Raw genomic sequence first — 19,378 nt, forward strand, 5'->3', positions numbered from 1 at the left:
CGGAGCATCAGTCTTCTACGCGGGGAATCTTGCGCGGGGCCATGAAGTACATCCAGGTCAGGGCAATGAAGTACATCGCCGGGATCAGGGTGAACAGCAGGGTGTAGTTGTTGTTGGTCACGGTCAGGATGTGGCCGACGATCTGGGTCATGAACATGCCGCCGATGGCCGCGCACATGCCGCCGAAGCCGAACACCGTGCTCATCATGTGCTTGGGCGTGTAGTCCATCACCAGGCTCCAGATGTTGGCGGTCCAGGCCTGGTGCGCGCCGATCCCCAGGGAGATGGCGAACACGGCCAGCCACAGGTTGGCGGTGCCGGCGGCCATGATCACGCCGATGATGCAGCAGGCGAACAGGAACATCGACAGCAGCCGCGCCTTGATCGGGTTCATGCCGCGCCCGATCAGGAACGAAGAGAGGATGCCGCCGCCGACGCTGCCGAAGTCGGCGGTCAGGTAGATGATGATCAGCGGGATGCCCATCTGGGTCACGTTGATGCCCAGGTTGTACTGCTGGTTGAGGAACGGCGGCAGCCAGTACAGGTAGAACCAGAACACCGGCGCTGTCATCGCATAGGCCAGGGCGAAGGCCCAGGTGCCGCGCATGCGCAGGATGCGGCTGAAGGGCACGCGGGTTTCTTCCGGCTCCACCTGTTGCTGGATGTAGGCCAGCTCGGAGGCTTTGACGCTTGGATGATCTTCAGGGTTGAAGTACTTCAGGCCCCAGAACAGCAGCCAGATGCCACCCAGCGCGGCCATGCACAGGAACGCGGCCTGCCAGCCCCAGGCGTGGAGGATCAGCGGCAGCAGCATGGGCGTGAACATTGCGCCGACGTTGGTCCCGGCGTTGAAGATCCCGGTGGCCACGGCCCGTTCGCCGGCCGGGAACCACAGCCGCGTGGTCTTCACGCAGGCCGGGTAGTTGGCGGCTTCGGTGAGCCCGAGAATGAACCGGCAGACCATGAAGCCCGCCGCCGAGGTGGCCAGGCCGTGGGCGCCGGTGGCCAGGCTCCACAACAGCACGGCGAAGAAGAACACCCGCTTCACCCCAACCCGGTCGATCAGGCGGCCCTGGAGCACGAAGCCCACGGCGTAGCCGACCTGGAACCAGAAGTTGATGTTGGCGTAGTCCATCGCCGTCCAGTTCATTTCCTTGGCCAGGATCGGCTGCATCACGCCCAGTGCGGCGCGATCTATGTAGTTCAGGGTGGTGGCGAAGAACACCAGGGCGAGCATGCCCCAGCGGGTCTTGCCGACCGCCATGGCGCCGCGGATCTTGTCGCCGATGCCGCCGGCAACGCTGAGGCTCGGGGCGATGCGAGAGCTTTGGGAAGGAGTCATGTGGGCCATCCGTTCAGTGACTGGCGAGCCGGGGCTCGTCGGAACTCAAGGGCGCGTGATCAACCGTCGGCGGGGGCATGGCAGCCCGGGAACCTGCGGGTTGATCGGCTGGGGCGGCGCGTCGTTGCGGCAGATGCCGGGCAGGCGAACGCCATCGGGTCGGCTGCAGCTCAGGGCTGTAGCGCGGCGTATTCCAGGGTGCCGGTTGAGGCCGTTGGCGGTATCAGCCAAAGGGATGTGCAGCAGTGAAGGGCGTTGAGTGCAAGCATGAGGGTGTACCCGATTTTTGAAATTTTTATGGTGTGTTCTGGGTCTGGGTGATTGAAGCCGGGGGTTTGGGGCCGGCTCAACGTGCTATCGATGGTGCGCAGTGGCTGAAAAATCGTCAATTCGCCAATCTGTATTTTGTTCGATAATCGAACACAAAACTAACTGGTTCGTACACTTTAACAAGGCCTGTGGAATAATCCGCAACATCCAATAAAAAGCCGCGGTCCCCCTGTGCCCGACTGGCCGTCCTTACCCGGGAGTCGAATCATGCAGCGTTCCATTGCCACCGTGTCCCTGAGCGGTACCCTGCCGGAAAAACTCGAAGCCATCGCCGCCGCCGGGTTCGACGGCGTGGAGATCTTCGAGAACGACCTGCTCTACTACGACGGCAGCCCTCGGGAAATCAAGCAGATGTGCGCCGACCTGGGCATTGCCATCACCCTGTTCCAGCCATTCCGGGATTTCGAGGGCTGTCGTCGCGACCGTCTGCCGCGCAACCTGGAGCGCGCCGAGCGCAAGTTCGACCTGATGCAGGAATTGGGCACCGACCTGGTGCTGGTGTGCAGCAACGCCTCGGCGGACAGCCTGGGGGACCGGCAGATCCTCATTGACGACCTGCACCTGCTGGCCGAGCGGGCCGGTGCCCGGGGCCTGCGCATCGGCTACGAAGCCCTGGCCTGGGGCCGTCACGTGAATACTTATCAACAGGTCTGGGACATCGTGCGCAGCGCCGATCACCCAAGCCTCGGGGTGTTGCTGGACAGCTTCCACACCCTGTCGCTCAAGGGCGACCCGGCGGCGATTGCCGAGATTCCGGGGGACAAGATCTTCTTCGTGCAGATGGCCGATGCGCCGATCCTGGCCATGGATGTGCTGGAGTGGAGCCGGCATTTCCGCTGCTTCCCCGGCCAGGGCGAATTCGACCTGCCGGGCTTTCTGGCGCCGATCATCAAGAGCGGCTACACCGGGCCGCTGTCCCTGGAGATCTTCAACGACGGCTTTCGCGCCGCGCCGCCGCGGGCCAACGCCGCCGATGGCTTGCGCTCGCTGCTGTACCTGGAAGAGAAGACCCGCGAGCGCCTGCTGCAGGAAGGCCAGCCGGTGGCGAACATCGACACCCTGTTCGCGCCGCCTGCGGTGCAGGCCTATGGCGGCACCGAGTTTCTCGAGTTCGCCGTGGACGAGGCCTTGGGCGCCAAGCTCGGCGGCTGGCTGGAGCGCCTGGGTTTCGCCAGGGCCGGGCAGCATCGCTCCAAGAGCGTCAGCCTGATGCGCCAAGGGGATATCAACCTGATCCTCAACTCCGAGCCCTATTCCTTCGCCCACAGTTTTTTCGAGGCCCACGGCCCTTCGGTGTGTGCCACGGCAATCCGGGTCAAGGACAGCGCCAAGGCCCTGGAGCGGGCGGTGGCCTACAAGGGCCAGCCCTATCGCGGCCTGGTGGGCCCCAATGAGCTGGAGCTGGCGGCGGTGCGCGAGCCCGATGGCAGCCTGATCTACCTGGTGGATCAGCAGCAGGGCGGCCAGCACCTGTACGACACCGATTTCAATATGCACAGCGGCGTGGTGGCCAAGGGTGGCCTCAAGCGCATCGACCACATGGCCATGGCCCTGCCGGCGGACAGCCTGGACAGCTGGGTGCTGTTCTACAAGAGCCTGCTGGACTTCGAGGCCGACGACGAAGTGGTGCTGCCCGACCCCTACGGCCTGGTGAAAAGCCGCGCCCTGCGCAGCCGTTGCAGCTCGATCCGCCTGCCGCTGAACATCTCGGAAAACCGCAACACGGCGATCTCCCATGCTTTGTCCAGCTATCGCGGTTCCGGAGTGCACCACATCGCTTTCGATTGCGACGATATCTTTGCCGAAGTCAGCCGGGCCAAGGAGGCTGGAGTGCCGCTGCTGGACATCCCGCTCAACTACTACGACGACCTGGCGGCACGCTTTGATTTCGACGACGAATTTCTCAGCGAACTGGCCTACTACAACGTCCTCTACGACCGCGATGCCCAGGGCGGCGAGCTGTTTCACGTCTACACCGAGCCCTTCGAAGGGCGCTTCTTCTTCGAGATCATCCAGCGCAAGAACGGCTATGCCGGCTACGGTGCGGCCAACGTCGCGGTGCGCCTGGCGGCCATGGCCAAATCACGCAGCGGTGCCGTGCGCCAGGCCAAGTTGTAGAAGATTGTTAACGACGGCGGTAACGGCCGCCGTCGCGCTTTCTTTCGCAGGGTGACGCGGCCCATAATCGCCCGCGTGTGCAGTGATGGCCGTGAGCCCAGAATGACAATGACCAGTGAACGCTCGATTGCGCCCGATGAGCCTGCTCTCGAACCGCGCAAGAGTCGCAAGAACAACCCGGAAAAGACCCGCGAGAACATCCTTCAAGAAGCCATTGTCGAGTTCGTCCAGCAGGGCTTGTCCGGCGCGCGAGTGGATGCGATCGCCGAACGCATCCATACCTCCAAGCGTATGATCTATTACTACTTCGGCAGCAAGGAGCAGCTGTACGTCGAGGTGCTGGAGAAGCTCTACGGCGATATCCGCAGCACCGAGAGCCGCCTGCACCTGGCAGAGCTGGCGCCGCAGGAAGCGATTCGCCGGCTGGTGGAGTTCACCTTCGATCACCACGACCGCAACGTCGATTTCGTGCGTATCGTCAGCATCGAGAACATCCACAAGGCCGAGTACGTGAAGCAGTCCGGCGTGATCAAGGCCATGAACAACACCATTCTCCATGCCCTGGGCGAGATCCTCGAGCGCGGCGCGCGCGAAGGCGTGTTCCGCGGCGGCCTGGATCCGCTGGACGTGCATTTGCTGATCAGCTCGTTCTGTTTCTACCGGGTCTCGAACCGCCACACCTTTGGCGAGATCTTCCAGATCGACCTGCCGGATGAAGGCATCAAGCAACGCCACCGGGAGATGATCTGCGAGTCGGTGCTGCGCTACCTGCAGGCCTGATCCCACTCTTTGTAGGCGCTGGCTTGGCAGGCGCTGGCTTGCCAGCGAAAGCGCCCGTAAGATCGCCATCGCCACCAAGGCTTCTGCAACCTGCACCACGACAAGGAAGGCACCATGGGCAACCCCGTTCCAACCCTGAAAATAATCCTGATCCTGATGATCGTGGTCGACACGTTCTGGTTCGGCGAGCGCCTGCTGTCCCTCACCGGGTTCAGCATGTTCGACTGGTTGCCGTCGTCGGTGATCAGCCTGGTGGGCATCCTCGGCAGCCTGCTGATGATTCTCTTCAATGTGCTGCTGATCGGCCTGCTCTCGCGCCTGCAGCTCAAATCCGACTAAGCAGGCTGTAGCCGCTGCCGCAGGCTCGCCAGCGCCCTGAAGGCAGCAGCTGCTACCGAGCCCTGTCTCAGCCGTTCATGCTGTGAAAGTGCGCCAGCATGCGCTGCGGGTCCGCGCGTTGGCCGCTGAACAGCTCGAACGCCTTGACCGCCTGGAACACCGCCATGGTGCCGCCGTCCAGGGTCCTGCAACCCAGGGCCCGGGCGTTGCGCAGCAGTTCGGTTTCCAGGGGAAAGTAGACGATCTCGGCAACCCACAACTGCGCTCGCAGCAGTTCCACCGGCACCGGCATGCCCGGCAGCTTGGCCATGCCCATGGGCGTGGTGTTCACCAGCCCGTCGGCGCTGTGCAGGGCACTCGACAGATCACCGCCTGCCCGGGCCCGGGCGCTGCCGAAATGCTGGTTGAGGTTGTCCGCCAGGCTTTGCGCCCGCTGCGGCTCCACGTCAAAAATGTTCAGTTGCTCCACGCCTTCACTCAGCAGGGCGTGAGCCACTGCGGCCCCGGCACCGCCGGCGCCCATCTGCACCACCTGGCGCCTTGCCACGTCCGGCAGGCCGCGGCGAAAGCCCTCGGCAAAACCCAGGCAGTCGGTGTTGTGGCCGACTCGTTTGCCATCCTTGAGCACCACGGTGTTCACCGCACCGATGCCCCGGGCTTCCGGGGACAGTTCGTCGAGCAGCGGCAGGATGCTCTGCTTGCAGGGAAAGGTGATGTTCAGGCCGGTGAAGCTCATCTGCTCGGCGGCGCGCAACAGTTCAGGCAGGGCGCTGCTGTCCAGGCCCAGTTGATCCAGATCGATCAACCGGTACAGGTAGCGCAAATGCTGGGCATCGCCCTCTTGTTCGTGCAGGGCCGGGGTGCGGGAGGCCTGGATGCCGGCGCCAATCAGCCCGGCCAGAACACTGGCTTGCCGGCTCATGCGCCTTGCTCCTTGAACCGCTGGCTGAAGTGTTCCAGCGCCAGGCGATAGCCATGGCTGCCAAAGCCGCACATCACCGCCTGTGCGATGGCGGAAACGAAGGAGTGATGGCGAAACGGTTCGCGCGCGTGGACGTTGGACAGGTGCACTTCGATCACTGGCAGCTCGCTGGCCACCAGGGCGTCACGGATTGCCACCGAGGTGTGGGTCCAGGCGGCCGGGTTGATCAGGATGCCAGCGCAGCGACCACGCGCCCCGTGGATCCAGTCGAGCAACTCGCCTTCGTGGTTGGTCTGACGAAACTCCACGGCGAGGCCGAACTCCTCGGCGGCGCGGCCGCACAGGGCGGAAATGTCAGCCAGGGTTTCGTGGCCGTAAGTGGCCGGCTCGCGGGTGCCGAGCAGGTTCAGGTTCGGGCCGTTGAGCACCAGAACGATAGGACGCATGGGGTAAATCTCCGTTGTTATTGTCGGCCTCGGGAGAGCGTACGAGGCGTTGAAAGGTAAATTGTACTAACTGGTTAATTTGGTCAATTGGCGGTAGATGCGCAACGGGGGGCGGGCGGATTAAGTGTTCGGTAATCGAACGGCAGCGTAGGGCTCGCAGGTGCAAGGCTGCCGCCAATGAGTGCTTATATCAATTGAAAATCATTCTCGACTGACCGTAAGATGCCCGGCAATTTCCTTCATGTTCCAGGGAGTCGGTTTGTCGGACGTGGATCTCAAGGGACTGTTTCTCAAGCATGCCGCTGCCTTGCGTGGGTACCTGGCGCGCAAGATACGGGACCCGCAGTTGGCCGCTGATCTGGTGCAGGAGAGTTTCCTGCGGCTGGCCGAGCACACGCGCGGCGAGCGTATCGACAACTCCCAGGGCTATCTCTACCGCACGGCGAACAATCTGCTGATCGACCATGTACGTCAGGAGGCGCGGCGCAAGACCGAGACCGTGCCCCATGAAGTGCTGGCCGACATCGAGGATGAGGCGGCCGGGCTGGAGGCTCAGGCGATGGCGCAGCAACAGCGCAAGGCACTGAAACAGGCGATCATGGAACTGCCCCCGCGGACCCAGGAAATCTTTCGCCTCAACCGTATCGAAGGCATGACCCACGCCGAGGTGGCCCGGCACCTGAATATTTCCGACAGCTCGGTGCAAAAGCACTTGTCCCGGGCGCTGGCCTATGTGATGCAGCGTTTGCAGGCTACCGACGGTCGGCCGGTCGACGAGTGAGTTACGGTAAAAGTCGGGGTCAGACGTCACTGCTTATATATAACGAGAAATCGAGATTCACACGTGAATAGCCAGGGTCCGCAAGAGCGCAGTATCACCGAGGCCGCCGCCGACTGGGCGGTGCGTTTGCACGCGGGAGGCCTGAGCGCCACCGAGCAGGCGCAGCTTGCCCAATGGCAGGCCGCCGACCCGCGTCATCCCCAGGCTCTGGTGTTTGCCCGGCAGACCTGGGAGGCCCTGGGCGAGTTGCGCCTGGACCCCGAACTGGCGGCCACTGCCCCACCACGGCGCCAGGCGGCGCGGCCTGAGGCGACAATACCGCGCCCGCGCCGTCGACGCCGGCTGGTGCGGGCCGCCAGCGCGGCGATGCTGGTACTGGTGGTGGCCCTGGGCTGGCTGCAAGGGCCGCAGGCGCTGCTGTACCTGCAGGCTGACTACCTTACCGGCAAGGGCGAGGTGCGCACCGTACAACTGGCCGATGGCAGCCAGGTGGAGCTGGATTCGGGCAGCGCCATTCGCCTGGACTACAGCGGCGACAAGCGCCAGGTTCAATTGCTGGCCGGCTCCGCGGTGTTTGACGTGGCGCCCATGGCCGGCGAGGAAAAACGACCTTTTATCGTGCAGAGCGCCGGCGGCCAGACCCGCGCCCTGGGCACCCGTTTCGTGGTCGGGCGCGAGAGTGCTCAACAAGCCTGGGTCGGCGTGTTGCAGCACAGTGTCGCGGTGAGCCTGGATGCCCCGGCGCAACGCGGGGCCTCCGAGCGGGTGCTGCAAGAGGGGCAGAGCGTGCGCTATGACCCGCAGTCGGGGGTGGTGGCGCTTGATGGGCTCGACCTGCAGCGGGCTACCAGTTGGCGGCGCGGCGTCCTGGTGTTCGACCGCCAGCCCCTGGGCCTGGTGGTGGAGCGCCTCAATCGCTATCGGCCCGGGCGAGTGGTGCTGACCAACAGTGCCCTGGCCCAGCGTCAGGTCAGCGGTGTCTTCCGCCTGGACATGCTCGATGCAGCCCTGGTTACCCTGACCCAGGAACTGCAGGTGCAGCGTTTCGACCTGGCCGGCGTCAGCCTGATTTACTGAGGCCTGCGGGCCTTTTTCCACCCTTGTGCAAAATAATTCAAAAAAACCTTACTGAGTTTTCCTGCCTGGCACGTCTAGCTAATTGAGATGCATTCGCATAAACAAAAATAGCCAGCGCAGGAACAAGGGACATGAGGGTAGGCAGTCGCACTGGAATTCACGCAGCAAGTCGTTTGGCCCTGGCCATTCACTTGGGCGTCGCAGGGCTGTTGGCAGGAGGCGGTTTGCTGCTCGCGGCAGAGCCTGCGGGTGCAGCCCCACAGAGCGCCCAGCAGCAACGCGAGATGGATTTCGATATCCCCGCCCAGGCCCTCGGCAGTGCGGTGCTGGTGTTTGCCGAACAGGCCGGGGTGCAGGTGCTGTTCGACAGCCTGCGCCTGCATGGCTTGCACAGCTCGCCGCTCAAGGGCCGCTACAGCGCCGAGGAGGGCCTGGCGCGGTTGCTGGGCAATGCGCCGGTGCAGTACCGCTTCACCGGCGAGCGCCAAGTGACCCTGAACCGGGTGGAAACCGGCCGTGACGGCGCCCTGGCCCTGGCGCCCACCACCATCTCCGGCAACCTCGAAGGCCGCCAGAGCGACTGGGTGTATAACGCGCCGCGTTCGGTGAGCGTGGTCGGCCGCGAGCAGCTCGATCGCAACCCGCCCCGGCACGCGGCCGACATGCTGGAGGAAACCTCCGGTGTGTATTCGGCAGTCAGTCAGCAGGACCCGGGCCTGTCCGTGAATATCCGCGGCCTCCAGGACTATGGCCGGGTCAACATGTCGGTGGACGGCATGCGCCAGAACTACCAGCAGAGCGGCCACCAGCAGCGCAACGGCACCCTCTACGTCGACCCCGAGCTGCTCTCCGAGGTGGTGGTGGAGAAGGGCGCCACTTCGACCATGGGCGGCGCCGGGGTGATTGGCGGGGTCGCCAATTTTCGCACCGTCGAAGCCCGTGACCTGCTCAAGCCCGGCCAGGAAATCGGTGGCCGGATCCGCGTAACCAGCGGCCTGGGTGGCCGCAGCAACGGCACCCATTTCATCGGCAGCACCGCCTTCGCCATCGGCACCGAGGTCTGGGACATGCTGCTGGCCGCCAGTGAACGGCACCTGGGGGACTACAACCCGGGGACCAAGGGCGGCATTGGCGAGCTGCGTACCGGCAGTTGGATGGACCCGTCGATCAATGACCGGGTGAAGAATTCCAAGGTGGCCTATTCCGCTTCCGTGATGCGTTCGCGCCTGGCCAAGCTGGGGCTCAACCTGCCCCAGGACCAGCGCCTGCAACTGAGCTACCTGACCACCCAGGTGTCCTACGACGACGCCAACATGATGAACGTCGAGAACAAGCAACAGCTCTGGGAAAAGCTCGGCAGCAGCGATGTGCGCTCGCAAAACTTCGGCCTCGACTACAGCTACACCCCGGACAACCCGCTGATCGACTTCAAGGCCAAGCTCTACTACGTCGACAACAGCAACGACCAGAGCACCCTGACCCGGCGCAGCAGCCCCGGCTACTCGATCACCTACCAGACCGACACCTATGGCGCTCAGGCGCAGAACACCTCGACCTTCGCGCTCGGCGAACTGGCCACGCTGAAGGCCAACTACGGCCTGGAGTTCTTCTATGACAAGGTCCGCCCCGACTCCAGCCAGCCGGTGCCCAAAGGATCGGCGGTCAGCGCTTCGCCCGCGGCCAGCATGACCCCCGAGGGCGATCGTGCCCTGGGCAGCCTGTTCACCCGCCTGGATTTCGACTACGACGGCTGGCTGAACCTCAACGCCGGTTTGCGCTACGACCGCTACCGCCTGCGGGGCGAGACCGGAATCAACACCCGCACCTTCGTGATCGGCAAGACGCCCCAGCAGATTTCGGTGCCGATGGCCTATGACATCGACAACGAGGAAGGGCGCTTCTCGCCGACCTTCGGCCTGTCGGTCAAGCCGGGCGTCGAATGGCTGCAGTTGTTCGCCAGCTATGGCAAGGGCTGGCGGCCACCGGCGGTGACCGAAACCATGATCACCGGCCGGCCCCACGGCGGCGGCTCGGAGAGCACCTTCCCCAACCCCTTCCTCAAGCCGGAGCGTTCCAGCACCTGGGAAGCGGGGGTCAACGTCTTCAAGGAAAACCTCTGGTTCAACGATGACCGCCTGGGGATCAAGGTGGCGTACTTCGATACCCGGGTCGATGACTTCATCTACATGGCCATGGGTGTGCAGCCCCCTGGCTACGGCTCGCCCGGCATCGGCAACAGTGCCTATGTCAACGACCTCAGCAGCACCCGCTTCAAGGGCGTGGAGTACCAGCTGGACTATGACGCCGGTCGCGCCTACGGCCAGCTGAACTACACCCGCATGATCGGCGACAACGATTTCTGCACGAAAATCGCCTGGCTGGGGGGCGTGACCCAGCCGGTGAAGAATGGCAGTGGGCGTGGTGCGATCGTCACCGGCATGCGCCCCGATGATGCGGCCAACAACGCCAGCCGCTGCAATGCGGCGATCCTCGGTTCGGCCGAACACATGCCCATGGACCGCGGCACCCTGACCCTGGGCGCACGCTTTTTCGACCGCAAGCTGGATATCGGCGCCCGGGCCCGCTACAGCGCCGGCTATTCGATCGCCGGCTCCGCCACCGGCACCGTGAGCCAGACCGGCGTCTACCCGGCCGACTGGAAGCCCTACACCGTCTACGACCTGTATGGCAGCTACCGGGCCACTGAAGAACTGACCCTGCGCCTGGCCATGGAAAACGTCACCGACCGCGCCTACCTGGTGCCCCTCGGCGATGTGCTGGCCTTCACCCTCGGCCGTGGCCGGACCTTGCAGGGCACCGTGGAGTATCAGTTCTGACCGCTTTTGCCCATTGATGGGCAAAACCGCAGCAGGCAGTGGCGTGCTGCGGACATGACCCCCCTAATGTATTGGAGTTTTGCATGAGCATTTCGATCTCTTACAGCGCTACCTACGGCGGTAATACTGTTGCGCAATACCTGACTGACTGGTCGGCCTACTTCGGCGACGTCAACCACCGCCCAGGCGAAGTGGTCGACGGCACCAACACCGGTGGCTTCAACCCGGGCCCGTTCGACGGCACCCAGTACGCCATCAAGAGCACCGCCAGTGATGCGGCCTTCGTCGCCGACGGCAACCTGCACTACACCCTGTTCAGCAACCCAAGCCACACCCTCTGGGGCTCGGTGGACACTATCTCCCTGGGCGACACCCTCGCCGGTGGTTCGGGCAGCAACTACAACTTGGTCAGCCAGGAAGTCAGCTTCACCAACCTGGGCCTCAACAGCCTGAAGGAAGAAGGCCGTGCAGGCGAAGTGCACAAGGTGGTCTACGGCCTGATGAGTGGCGACAGCTCGGCGCTGGCCGGCGAGATCGATGCCCTGCTCAAGGCGATCGACCCAAGCCTGTCGGTGAACTCCACCTTCGACGACCTGGCCGCTGCTGGCGTTGCTCACGTCAACCCGGCTGCTGCAGCCGCTGCCGATGTTGGCCTGGTGGGTGTGCAGGACGTGGCCCAGGACTGGGCGCTGGCCGCCTGAGTGCAGGCCTGAGGCATAAAAAAGCGAATGCAGGATCGCTCCTCCATTCGCTGGCTTGACTCACCTCCGTCGCCCGAGTTTTCGAAGGCCAGGGCGGCGGCGGTGGCAAATTCTGGGGAGCGCCGTGGTGCCTGTCAACGCACCGGGCGCGCCTCTTGTCGTTCCGCTCTGCCCGAGCGGAAGGCCCTGTAACCCTAAACTCTCCACAGGACACCTTGATGAGCAGGCCGAATCCACTTGCCGCTTCCGAGACGCTGGCGGCCTTGACGGCCTACAAGGGCGGCTTTTTCAACATCGGCCTGTTCTCGGCGGTGATCAACCTGCTGATGCTGGCCCCGGCCCTTTACATGCTGCAGGTCTACGACCGGGTGCTGGCCTCGGGCAATCAGATGACCCTGCTGATGCTGACGCTGATGATCCTCGGCCTGTTCGGCCTGATGGGGGCGCTGGAGTGGGTGCGTAGCCAGGTGGTGATCCACCTCGGTACCCAGATGGACATGCGCCTGAACCAGCGGGTGTATGACGCCGCTTTCGAAGCCCAGCTCAAGGGCAGCCCCCAGGCCGCCGGCCAGGCTTTGAACGACCTGACCGCGCTGCGCCAGTTCGCCACCGGCAATGCCTTGTTCGCGTTCTTCGATGCGCCCTGGTTTCCGGTCTACCTGCTGGTGATCTTTCTCTTTCACCCCTGGCTCGGCCTGCTGGCCCTAGCCGGCGCGGTGCTGCTGGTGGCGCTGGCCTGGATCAACCAGCATATCTGCCAGGCACCCCTGGCCCAGGCCAGCCAGTTGTCGATCATCACCAGCCAGCAGGCCACCGCCAACCTGCGCAATGCCGACGCGATCGAAGCCATGGGCATGCTCGGCGCCCTGCGCGAGCGCTGGTTCATCGGCCACCAGGGCTTTCTGGCCCAGCAGAACCTGGCCAGCGAAAAGACCGCCACCATCAGCGCCTGGTCCAAGGGCGTGCGCATGGCCCTGCAGTCCCTGGTGCTGGGCCTGGGCGCCTGGCTGGCGGTGCAGGGCCAGATCACCCCGGGGATGATGATCGCCGGCTCGATCCTAATGGGCCGCGTGCTCAGCCCCATCGACCAGTTGATCGCGGTATGGAAGCAATGGAGCTCGGCGCGCCTGGCCTACGAGCGTTTGTCCGAGTTGTTGCAGGCCAACCCGCCGCGCCCGGCACGCATGAGCCTGCCGACGCCCAAGGGCAAGTTGAGCGTCGAACAGTTGAGCGCCTGTGCCCCGGGCAGCCGTCGCCCGGCCCTGAGCAACCTTGGCTTCACCCTGGAGGCTGGCCAGGTGCTGGGGGTGATCGGCCCTTCCGGCTGTGGCAAGTCGACCCTGGCCCGGCTGCTGGTCGGTGCCTGGACGCCCCTGACGGGAAAGGTACGCCTGGATGGCGCAGACCTGGCTCAGTGGGACAGGCAGCAACTGGGGCCGCATATCGGTTACCTGCCCCAGGACATCCAGCTGTTCGCCGGCAGCATCGCCGAGAACATCGCGCGTTTTGCCCAGCTGGACTCGGATCAGGTCCTGCAGGCCGCGCAAATGGCCGGGGTGCACGAACTGATCCTGCAATTGCCCCAGGGCTATGACACGCGCCTGGGCGAGGGCGGTGCCGGGTTGTCCGGCGGCCAGCGCCAGCGCATTGGCCTGGCCCGGGCCCTGTATGGCCTGCCGGCGCTGATCGTGCTCGACGAGCCCAATTCCAACCTCGATGAGGCCGGTGAGCAGGCGCTGCTGCAGGCCATCAGCCAACTCAAGCAACGGCAGCGGACCCTGGTGCTGATCACCCACAAGCCCAACGTGCTGACCCTGACCGACCAGTTGATGATCCTGCGCGAGGGCCAGCTGCAAGCCTTCGGCCCTACGGCGCGGGTGCTGGAGGCGAACCAGAAGGCCAAGGCCGCGCCGCCGCCGGCTGTACCGATGAGCAATCCGGCGAGCAGCCCGGTGACCAGCTTGAACATGAACTACCGCCTGGGCGTGGCCGGCGGCGAAGGGAAAAAGGCATGAAGGCGAGTTTATCCACAGGTCCTGCTGCGCCGGTCGCGGGGCCGGCCGCCAGCAATGTGTTGTCCCTGGACGACAGGAAGTATTCGCGGCTGGGCTGGCTCCTGGTGCTGGGAGGTTTTGCCGGGTTTATCGGCTGGGCCGCCTTGGCGCCGCTGGACAAGGGCGTGGCGGTGTCGGGCAAGGTCATGGTCTCGGGCCATCGCAAGACCGTGCAGCACCAGAGCGGCGGCATCGTCGAGCGGATCGAGGTCAAGGAGGGCGACCGGGTCAGCGCCGGGCAGGTGCTGCTGCGCCTCAACGAGACGCCGCTGCGCACCCAGATGCAGTCCCTGCGCAGCCAGTACCTGGGCTCGCTGGCCAGCGAAGCGCGGCTCAATGCCGAGCGCGACGGCGCCAGCGATATCGTCTTCGACCCGCAACTTCAGGCCCTGGCCAGCGAGCCGGACGTGGTCGCCAGCCTGGCGCTGCAACGGCAGCTGTTCAGCAGCCGGCGCCAGGCCCTGAGCATGGAGCAGCAGGGGATTGCCGAAACCATCGCCGGCTCCGAGGCGCAGTTGCGTGGCACCCGGGATTCCCAGGCCAGCAAGCTGGCGCAGCGCCGCGCCTTGAGTGAACAGTTGCAGGGCCTGCGGGAACTGGCCCGGGACGGCTATATCCCGCGCAACCGGCTGCTGGACAGCGAGCGCCTATACGCGCAGATCGATGGCTCGATCGCCGAGGACTTCGGCCGCATCGGCCAGTTGCAGCGGCAGATCCTCGAACTGCGCCTGCGCATCCGCCAGACCACCGAGGATTTCCAGAAAGACCTGCGCAGCCAGTTGGCCGATACCCGGGTGCGTACCGAGGACCTGCGCAATCGCCTGGCGTCCGCCGAGTTCGAACTGGCCAACAGCCAGGTGCGCGCCCCGGCCGCCGGGGTGGTGGTGGGGCTGGAGGTGTACACCGAGGGCGGGGTGATCAAGCCGGGCCAACCGCTGATGGACATCGTGCCCCAGGACGAGCCGTTGCTGGTGGAGGCGCGGGTGCCGGTGCAACTGGTGGACAAGGTGCACCCGGGGCTGCCAGTGGAGCTGATGTTCTCGGCCTTCAACCAGAGCACCACGCCCAGGGTGCCGGGGGAGGTGACCCTGGTGTCCGCCGACCGGCAGGTGGACGAGCGCACCGAGGAGCCTTACTACACCTTGCGGGCCACGGTCAGCGCCCAGGGCATGCAGCAGTTGCAGGGCTTGCAGATCCGCCCGGGCATGCCGGTGGAAGCCTTTGTCCGTACCGGCGAACGCTCGATGCTCAATTACCTGTTCAAGCCCCTGCTGGATCGGACTCACATGGCGTTGGTGGAAGAATGATTCGAGCCTGGTGCTACTACCTGCCCCTGCTGTGCCTGTTGGGCAGCCCGTCGGTCCAGGCCCTGGGGTTGCTGGACGCCTATGACCTGGCCTTGCGCAATGACCCGACCTTCCAGGCGGCGATCAAGGAGCGCGATGCCGGGGAAGAGAACCGGGCCATTGGCCGTGCCGTGCTGCTGCCGAACCTGTCCTGGAGCTACAACAATTCGCGCAACCAGTCCGAAGTGACCCAGGAGACCGTTCGCGGTGATGTCACCAATGACCGGGACTACCGCAGCTACGCCTCGACCCTGACCCTGCAGCAACCGCTGCTGGACTACGAAGCCTATGCGCGCTACCGCCAGGGCTCGGCCCAGGCGCTGTTTTCCGACGAACGCTTTCGTGGCAAGAGCCAGGAACTGGCGGTACGCCTGCTCAGTGCCTACAGCCAGGCGCTGCTGGCCCAGGAGCGTATCGAACTGAGCCGGGCGCAGAAGCGTGCCTACGCCGAACGCTTGCAGCTCAACGAACGCCTGCTCAAGGGCGGCGAGGGCACCCGCACCGATGTGCTGGAGACCCAGGCCCGGCTGAGCCTGGCCCTGGCGCAGGAGATCGAGGCCCAGGACCAGCAGGACGCGGCCCTGCGCGAGCTGCAAGCCATAGTCGGCGAACCGTTGCAGATCGACGAACTGGATCCGCTGACCCGGCAGTTCCAGATCCAGCCGCTGCTGCCCAACCGCTTCGACAGCTGGCGTGACCTGGCCATGGCCAACAACCCAAACCTGGCGTCCCAGCAGCAGGCGCTGCGAGTGGCGGAGTATGAAGTGGAGCGCAAGCGCGCCGGGCACCTGCCCAAGGTGAGTTTGTATGCCAGCAGCCGTCAGACCAGTTCCGATTCGGAAAGCTCCTACAACCAGAAGTACGACACCAATACCGTGGGCATCCAGGTCAGCCTGCCGCTGTTTGCCGGTGGCTCGGTATCGGCCTCGACCCGCCAGGCGGCCAGCCAGCTGTCCCAGGCCCAGTTCGAACTGGATGCCAAGACCGCCACCACCCTCAACGAACTGCGCAAGCAGTTCAACCTCAACACCAGCGCCGCGGCCAAGGTCCGCGCTTATGAAATGGCCGTCAGTTCCGCCGAGGCCCTGGTGACCGCGACCCAGAAGAGCGTGCACGGCGGCGAGCGGGTCAACCTGGACGTGCTGGACGCCGAGCAGCAACTGTTCACCGCCCGCCGCGACCTGGCGGATGCCCGTCATGCCTACCTCTTGGCGCGGATCCAGCTCAAGTACTACGCCGGCCTGCTCAACGAACAGGACCTGCAGCAACTGGCCGGTTACTTCCGCCCCACGGGCTGACACTGCGCTGTTGGCGGGGCAATGCCGCCCTTGGGATTTGTAGGCTTCAAATAGAGACAGCCGTCGAAAGGACGGCTGTCTCTTAATGGCAATTCAATTGGGTATTGAGTGAGCTGCAATGAACATAACCTTCGAATAGGACGTTCTATAAAGTTTCCGAAATTCTTTTTCGCTGGAAATTTTCTGCAGATCAATACTCATTGACAAGCGGGATTTATTATTCTGATCGGCTTTGGATAACCAATAGCCTCAGCATTCAGAACTGTGCCATTCGTGCGAACGTTGACAAAGCCGTTGGCAATAATCTGCTCTGTAAGCAGTCGGTAATCGCCATTTGAAAACTTCAATAGGCTACCTGGAACCAGTAGCTGTCTGTTTTCCTGCGTATCTTTTACAAAGAAACCAGGCCAGTTTCTGGCAAAACCCTTTAGCCACGTACTGTCTGTCAGGTTGTAGGAGGTGATCAGGTTTAGATCATTTTTCCCTATGTAAAAATTTCCAGGTGGTGCCAGAAAAATGGATGCAGGTGGTTGTGTATCATTGGTCACGATATAACCTTGGATATCTGCACCGTGAGTTTCGCTCTGCGAGCGGGTCTGAACAGCGAAACCGATGACTTTATTTTCAACGTCAATAATTGTGATTATTTTGCTTCTTAAGAACTGGCTGCGTGCCGGTGCCGGAAGCGTTCCAGAAAAATTGTAAATTTCACCATTACAAGACAGTGATGCTTTCGAAAAATTGGTTATCTCTATCTCTTTAGGCTTTTTCTTACCCATGTATATCTGATGCAGAGCAGGGATTTTTGACCAAGGGCCCAGCTTCTCTTCTTTGAGGTAGCTCACTGTTTGAGGGAGAGAGTTTACCCAGTACCAATCATCTTTGGCCAAAGGCCAAATAGCATCGGCCGGAGATACCAATGGTGATACTCCAATCGAAATAGCTGCGATAGCTTTGTTCAGCTCTATATCGAATGAGTAGCTGTTTTTGAAAGTTAATGTAGGGTAGAGGCCAATTATGCCGATGAATGCTACCCCGGATAGTCTTAAAATATTACCTGGATTTTTTCTGTTCAATGAGTACACGAGTACGCACACCATCATTGCATAGGAGAGCAATGAGTAGGCAATGTAACGAGAGCTGGATAGAGTTGCTTTATATGAATCAGGACCCACACGTACGGTCATTAGAATTGCTGCAGCAGCTCCTGAAAGCAAGATAAATGCGCTCAAAATACCGGCAAATAGCTTCTCGTCGTCAGTGGTGCGAGGCTCAGCTTTTTTCAAGCGCCTAACGATCAAATCGAGCAGGCAGTAGCAGGCGATGCAGGCGGTGAATAGAAAGACAATTGCACCGATAATCAAAACGGTGTTTTCGCCGAGAATACCCAGGAAAGGAAGAAGTATAGAGGCAAAGTAACCAAATAATGCTTTTGAAATGCTTACGAAGCCATCCAAGGAGATCAGCGAGCCAAGGTTGTCAAGTTCACCACCTAGCTTATAAAAGTAGGAGTGGGTCGCTGTCGCAGCAACAGGTGCGAAGCCTGTGAGGAATCGCCAGGGACCCTTGTACATCATGCAATGTATAGCGATGAACAAAAGGGAAAAAATTGGCCCGGATCCGTGAAAGGTTACCGCAAAGCAAGAAAGAATAGTTACGATTGATAGGTTGGCGGCGGAGTTTTCCCGCAGAGCCCTTATCAGGGCCCAGAGCAGCACTATATAACTCAATCTGGAAATCGACAATACGGCTTGAAATGGGATGGTCATGACCTGTTGGTCAGCAAGGGTCGTTGTCAGCAGAGCGATGACGGCTCCACCTAGAAAAATACCGTAACCCGGAGCATTGATCTTTTTTGTCCAAACCTGAAAGCGATGAGTACAAAACAGTGCGAATGCAGCAATTGCACTGAAAGATGCTATAGCAAGAATTATTTGGTTGGCATTGCCGGCATGATAGTCGATCCAGGCCAGTAGCATGACTACAGAGTGTGGGTGTGCACCAAAGAAATTAAGCAAATAATCAATAAACGACAGTTCATTGAAGTTGAGCAGCATCACGCGATTCCATACCGCCCAGCCATCAACTATAGGGGAAATTGATATGTATCTAGAGGCGATAAAAATATTAATGCTGATAATTAAAAAAACGATGAGGTAGTACTTTTTCTCCTTCATGTTAATTATTTCTCTTAGGGTTGTACTGCTTGAAGCAGGTAGCAAATAGTGTTTTCAATACGTCGAGGTTTCCTTTGAATGCTGTGATTTTTGTTGGAATCTCGTCGACGGGATATTTTCTGGCAGCAGGAAGCTCTACACATTTAAATCCTAATTTTGGCGCACGGTAGGATAGATAGGCGAGCAACTCATATTTTGAGAAAATATCTCTGAATATTGAAATCTCTGGATCAATGAGCATTTTTCGGCTGTAGGCTCTAAATCCTTGGGTTGTATCAGTCCATTTGAAGCCGGAGGCTAGACTCAGACAGGGCGCATGAATGAAACGAATGGCAAAGTCTCGGGACTTTGGCGTGTTTTCAGCGATACCTCCAGCAATGAATCGTGAGGCCTGAACAAAGTCCACTCCCTCTCTCAGAGCTGAAATAAATCTTGGTATTGCTTCAGGATCATCTTTATCATTGCCATCTATGGTAACGATGCCCTCATATCCCTGCTCAAGTGCGAACGCGTAGGCACAGCGAAGCTGGGCGCTGAGTTTTCCTGGGCCTGTTTTCTCGATCAATCCCCGGACACCCACTTCTTTCAAAGCGTCGAGGTTCAGGGAGCCATCCTTGCTGCCGCCATCTACAATAAGGATATCTGCTATTCCGGAAATCTTCTGGATCTCCATTTTTTTCAGAAGATTTTTAATGCGTTGTCCTTCATTGATCACGGGAATAACAACGCACCAAGGTTGTTGCCGGCCAAGCCAAAGGAGAGTTTTCATTGCAGGCACTTGCCATGTTTCATGTCCTGCAATAGAGGTGGTGGATGCTTTATTCATAAGT

At 61.6% G+C, this 19,378-nt stretch carries 15 protein-coding genes; 10 read left to right on the forward strand and 5 right to left on the reverse strand.

All coding sequences use genetic code 11. The annotated features are described in order from the left end of the window. Positions 1–7: 7 nt before the first annotated feature. Positions 8–1,342, reverse strand: a complete 1,335-nt coding sequence (locus BM382_RS29895; RefSeq protein WP_011063608.1) for an MFS transporter — start codon at positions 1,340–1,342, stop codon at positions 8–10. 537 nt (positions 1,343–1,879) lie between these two features. Here BM382_RS29895 and quiC point away from each other — a divergent pair. The 3 genes from quiC (at position 1,880) to BM382_RS29910 (ending at position 4,909) form a co-directional block, all read left to right on the forward strand. After that, positions 1,880–3,790, forward strand: a complete 1,911-nt coding sequence (gene quiC, locus BM382_RS29900; RefSeq protein WP_011063607.1) for a 3-dehydroshikimate dehydratase QuiC — start codon at positions 1,880–1,882, stop codon at positions 3,788–3,790. A gap of 102 nt (positions 3,791–3,892) precedes the next feature. Further along, complete coding sequence (locus tag BM382_RS29905; protein ID WP_011063606.1) at positions 3,893–4,570, forward strand: TetR/AcrR family transcriptional regulator; 678 nt, start codon at positions 3,893–3,895, stop codon at positions 4,568–4,570. A 114-nt stretch (positions 4,571–4,684) separates the two neighbouring features. After that, positions 4,685–4,909: a hypothetical protein gene (locus BM382_RS29910; protein WP_015637127.1), complete on the forward strand. Its 225-nt coding sequence runs from the start codon at positions 4,685–4,687 to the stop codon at positions 4,907–4,909. A gap of 67 nt (positions 4,910–4,976) precedes the next feature. Here the strand turns inward: BM382_RS29910 and BM382_RS29915 are convergent, their stop codons facing one another. Together BM382_RS29915 and aroQ are read right to left on the reverse strand one after the other, a co-directional pair. Next, a complete protein-coding gene (locus BM382_RS29915; RefSeq protein WP_011063605.1) occupies positions 4,977–5,831 on the reverse strand; it encodes a shikimate dehydrogenase in 855 nt (284 codons plus the stop codon). Beyond that, positions 5,828–6,277 (reverse strand): type II 3-dehydroquinate dehydratase, encoded by a 450-nt coding sequence (gene aroQ / locus BM382_RS29920; protein ID WP_011063604.1) that lies wholly within the window; start codon positions 6,275–6,277, stop codon positions 5,828–5,830. The genes BM382_RS29915 and aroQ overlap by 4 nt, the downstream gene beginning before the upstream one ends. Before the next feature lie 259 nt (positions 6,278–6,536). Here aroQ and BM382_RS29925 point away from each other — a divergent pair, with 259 nt between their 5' ends. The 7 genes from BM382_RS29925 (at position 6,537) to BM382_RS29955 (ending at position 16,371) form a co-directional block, all read left to right on the forward strand. Further along, complete coding sequence (locus BM382_RS29925; protein WP_011063603.1) at positions 6,537–7,058, forward strand: RNA polymerase sigma factor; 522 nt, start codon at positions 6,537–6,539, stop codon at positions 7,056–7,058. A 63-nt stretch (positions 7,059–7,121) separates the two neighbouring features. Then, positions 7,122–8,135 carry a FecR family protein gene (locus BM382_RS29930; protein ID WP_072444965.1) on the forward strand — a complete coding sequence of 338 codons (1,014 nt, stop codon included), beginning with the start codon at positions 7,122–7,124 and terminating at the stop codon, positions 8,133–8,135. Between the two features lie 131 nt (positions 8,136–8,266). Next, entirely contained in the window at positions 8,267–10,972 is a 2,706-nt protein-coding gene (locus BM382_RS29935; protein WP_072444967.1) for a TonB-dependent receptor, read from the forward strand. Positions 10,973–11,055: 83 nt separating this feature from the next. Then, complete coding sequence (locus tag BM382_RS29940) at positions 11,056–11,673, forward strand: heme acquisition protein HasA (RefSeq protein WP_011063600.1); 618 nt, start codon at positions 11,056–11,058, stop codon at positions 11,671–11,673. Between the two features lie 218 nt (positions 11,674–11,891). Continuing rightward, a complete protein-coding gene (locus BM382_RS29945) occupies positions 11,892–13,688 on the forward strand; it encodes a type I secretion system permease/ATPase (RefSeq protein WP_072444969.1) in 1,797 nt (598 codons plus the stop codon). Beyond that, positions 13,685–15,034: an HlyD family type I secretion periplasmic adaptor subunit gene (locus BM382_RS29950; protein WP_072444971.1), complete on the forward strand. Its 1,350-nt coding sequence runs from the start codon at positions 13,685–13,687 to the stop codon at positions 15,032–15,034. Before BM382_RS29945 ends, BM382_RS29950 begins: the two co-directional genes overlap by 4 nt. Then, complete coding sequence (locus BM382_RS29955; protein WP_072444973.1) at positions 15,031–16,371, forward strand: TolC family outer membrane protein; 1,341 nt, start codon at positions 15,031–15,033, stop codon at positions 16,369–16,371. The genes BM382_RS29950 and BM382_RS29955 overlap by 4 nt, the downstream gene beginning before the upstream one ends. 197 nt (positions 16,372–16,568) lie before the next feature. On the opposite strand, the gene BM382_RS29960 is transcribed toward BM382_RS29955, so the two are convergent. Beyond that, positions 16,569–18,548: a hypothetical protein gene (locus BM382_RS29960; protein WP_072444975.1), complete on the reverse strand. Its 1,980-nt coding sequence runs from the start codon at positions 18,546–18,548 to the stop codon at positions 16,569–16,571. Position 18,549: 1 nt separating this feature from the next. Continuing rightward, positions 18,550–19,374 (reverse strand): glycosyltransferase family 2 protein, encoded by an 825-nt coding sequence (locus BM382_RS29965; RefSeq protein WP_072444977.1) that lies wholly within the window; start codon positions 19,372–19,374, stop codon positions 18,550–18,552. Between the last annotated feature and the right edge of the window lie 4 nt (positions 19,375–19,378).

The organism is Pseudomonas sp. NFPP25 (assembly GCF_900116505.1).
GTDB lineage: Bacteria > Pseudomonadota > Gammaproteobacteria > Pseudomonadales > Pseudomonadaceae > Aquipseudomonas > Aquipseudomonas protegens.

Coding starts and splice junctions, on each gene's coding strand:
- BM382_RS29910 (WP_015637127.1), top strand. CDS start 4,685: ATGGGCAACCCCGTTCCAACCCTGAAAATAATCCTGATCCTGATGATC.
- BM382_RS29915 (WP_011063605.1), bottom strand. CDS start 5,831: ATGAGCCGGCAAGCCAGTGTTCTGGCCGGGCTGATTGGCGCCGGCATC.
- BM382_RS29950 (WP_072444971.1), top strand. CDS start 13,685: ATGAAGGCGAGTTTATCCACAGGTCCTGCTGCGCCGGTCGCGGGGCCG.
- BM382_RS29940 (WP_011063600.1), top strand. CDS start 11,056: ATGAGCATTTCGATCTCTTACAGCGCTACCTACGGCGGTAATACTGTT.
- BM382_RS29895 (WP_011063608.1), bottom strand. CDS start 1,342: ATGACTCCTTCCCAAAGCTCTCGCATCGCCCCGAGCCTCAGCGTTGCC.
- quiC (WP_011063607.1), top strand. CDS start 1,880: ATGCAGCGTTCCATTGCCACCGTGTCCCTGAGCGGTACCCTGCCGGAA.
- BM382_RS29965 (WP_072444977.1), bottom strand. CDS start 19,374: ATGAATAAAGCATCCACCACCTCTATTGCAGGACATGAAACATGGCAA.
- BM382_RS29905 (WP_011063606.1), top strand. CDS start 3,893: ATGACAATGACCAGTGAACGCTCGATTGCGCCCGATGAGCCTGCTCTC.
- BM382_RS29935 (WP_072444967.1), top strand. CDS start 8,267: ATGAGGGTAGGCAGTCGCACTGGAATTCACGCAGCAAGTCGTTTGGCC.
- BM382_RS29960 (WP_072444975.1), bottom strand. CDS start 18,548: ATGAAGGAGAAAAAGTACTACCTCATCGTTTTTTTAATTATCAGCATT.
- aroQ (WP_011063604.1), bottom strand. CDS start 6,277: ATGCGTCCTATCGTTCTGGTGCTCAACGGCCCGAACCTGAACCTGCTC.
- BM382_RS29945 (WP_072444969.1), top strand. CDS start 11,892: ATGAGCAGGCCGAATCCACTTGCCGCTTCCGAGACGCTGGCGGCCTTG.
- BM382_RS29955 (WP_072444973.1), top strand. CDS start 15,031: ATGATTCGAGCCTGGTGCTACTACCTGCCCCTGCTGTGCCTGTTGGGC.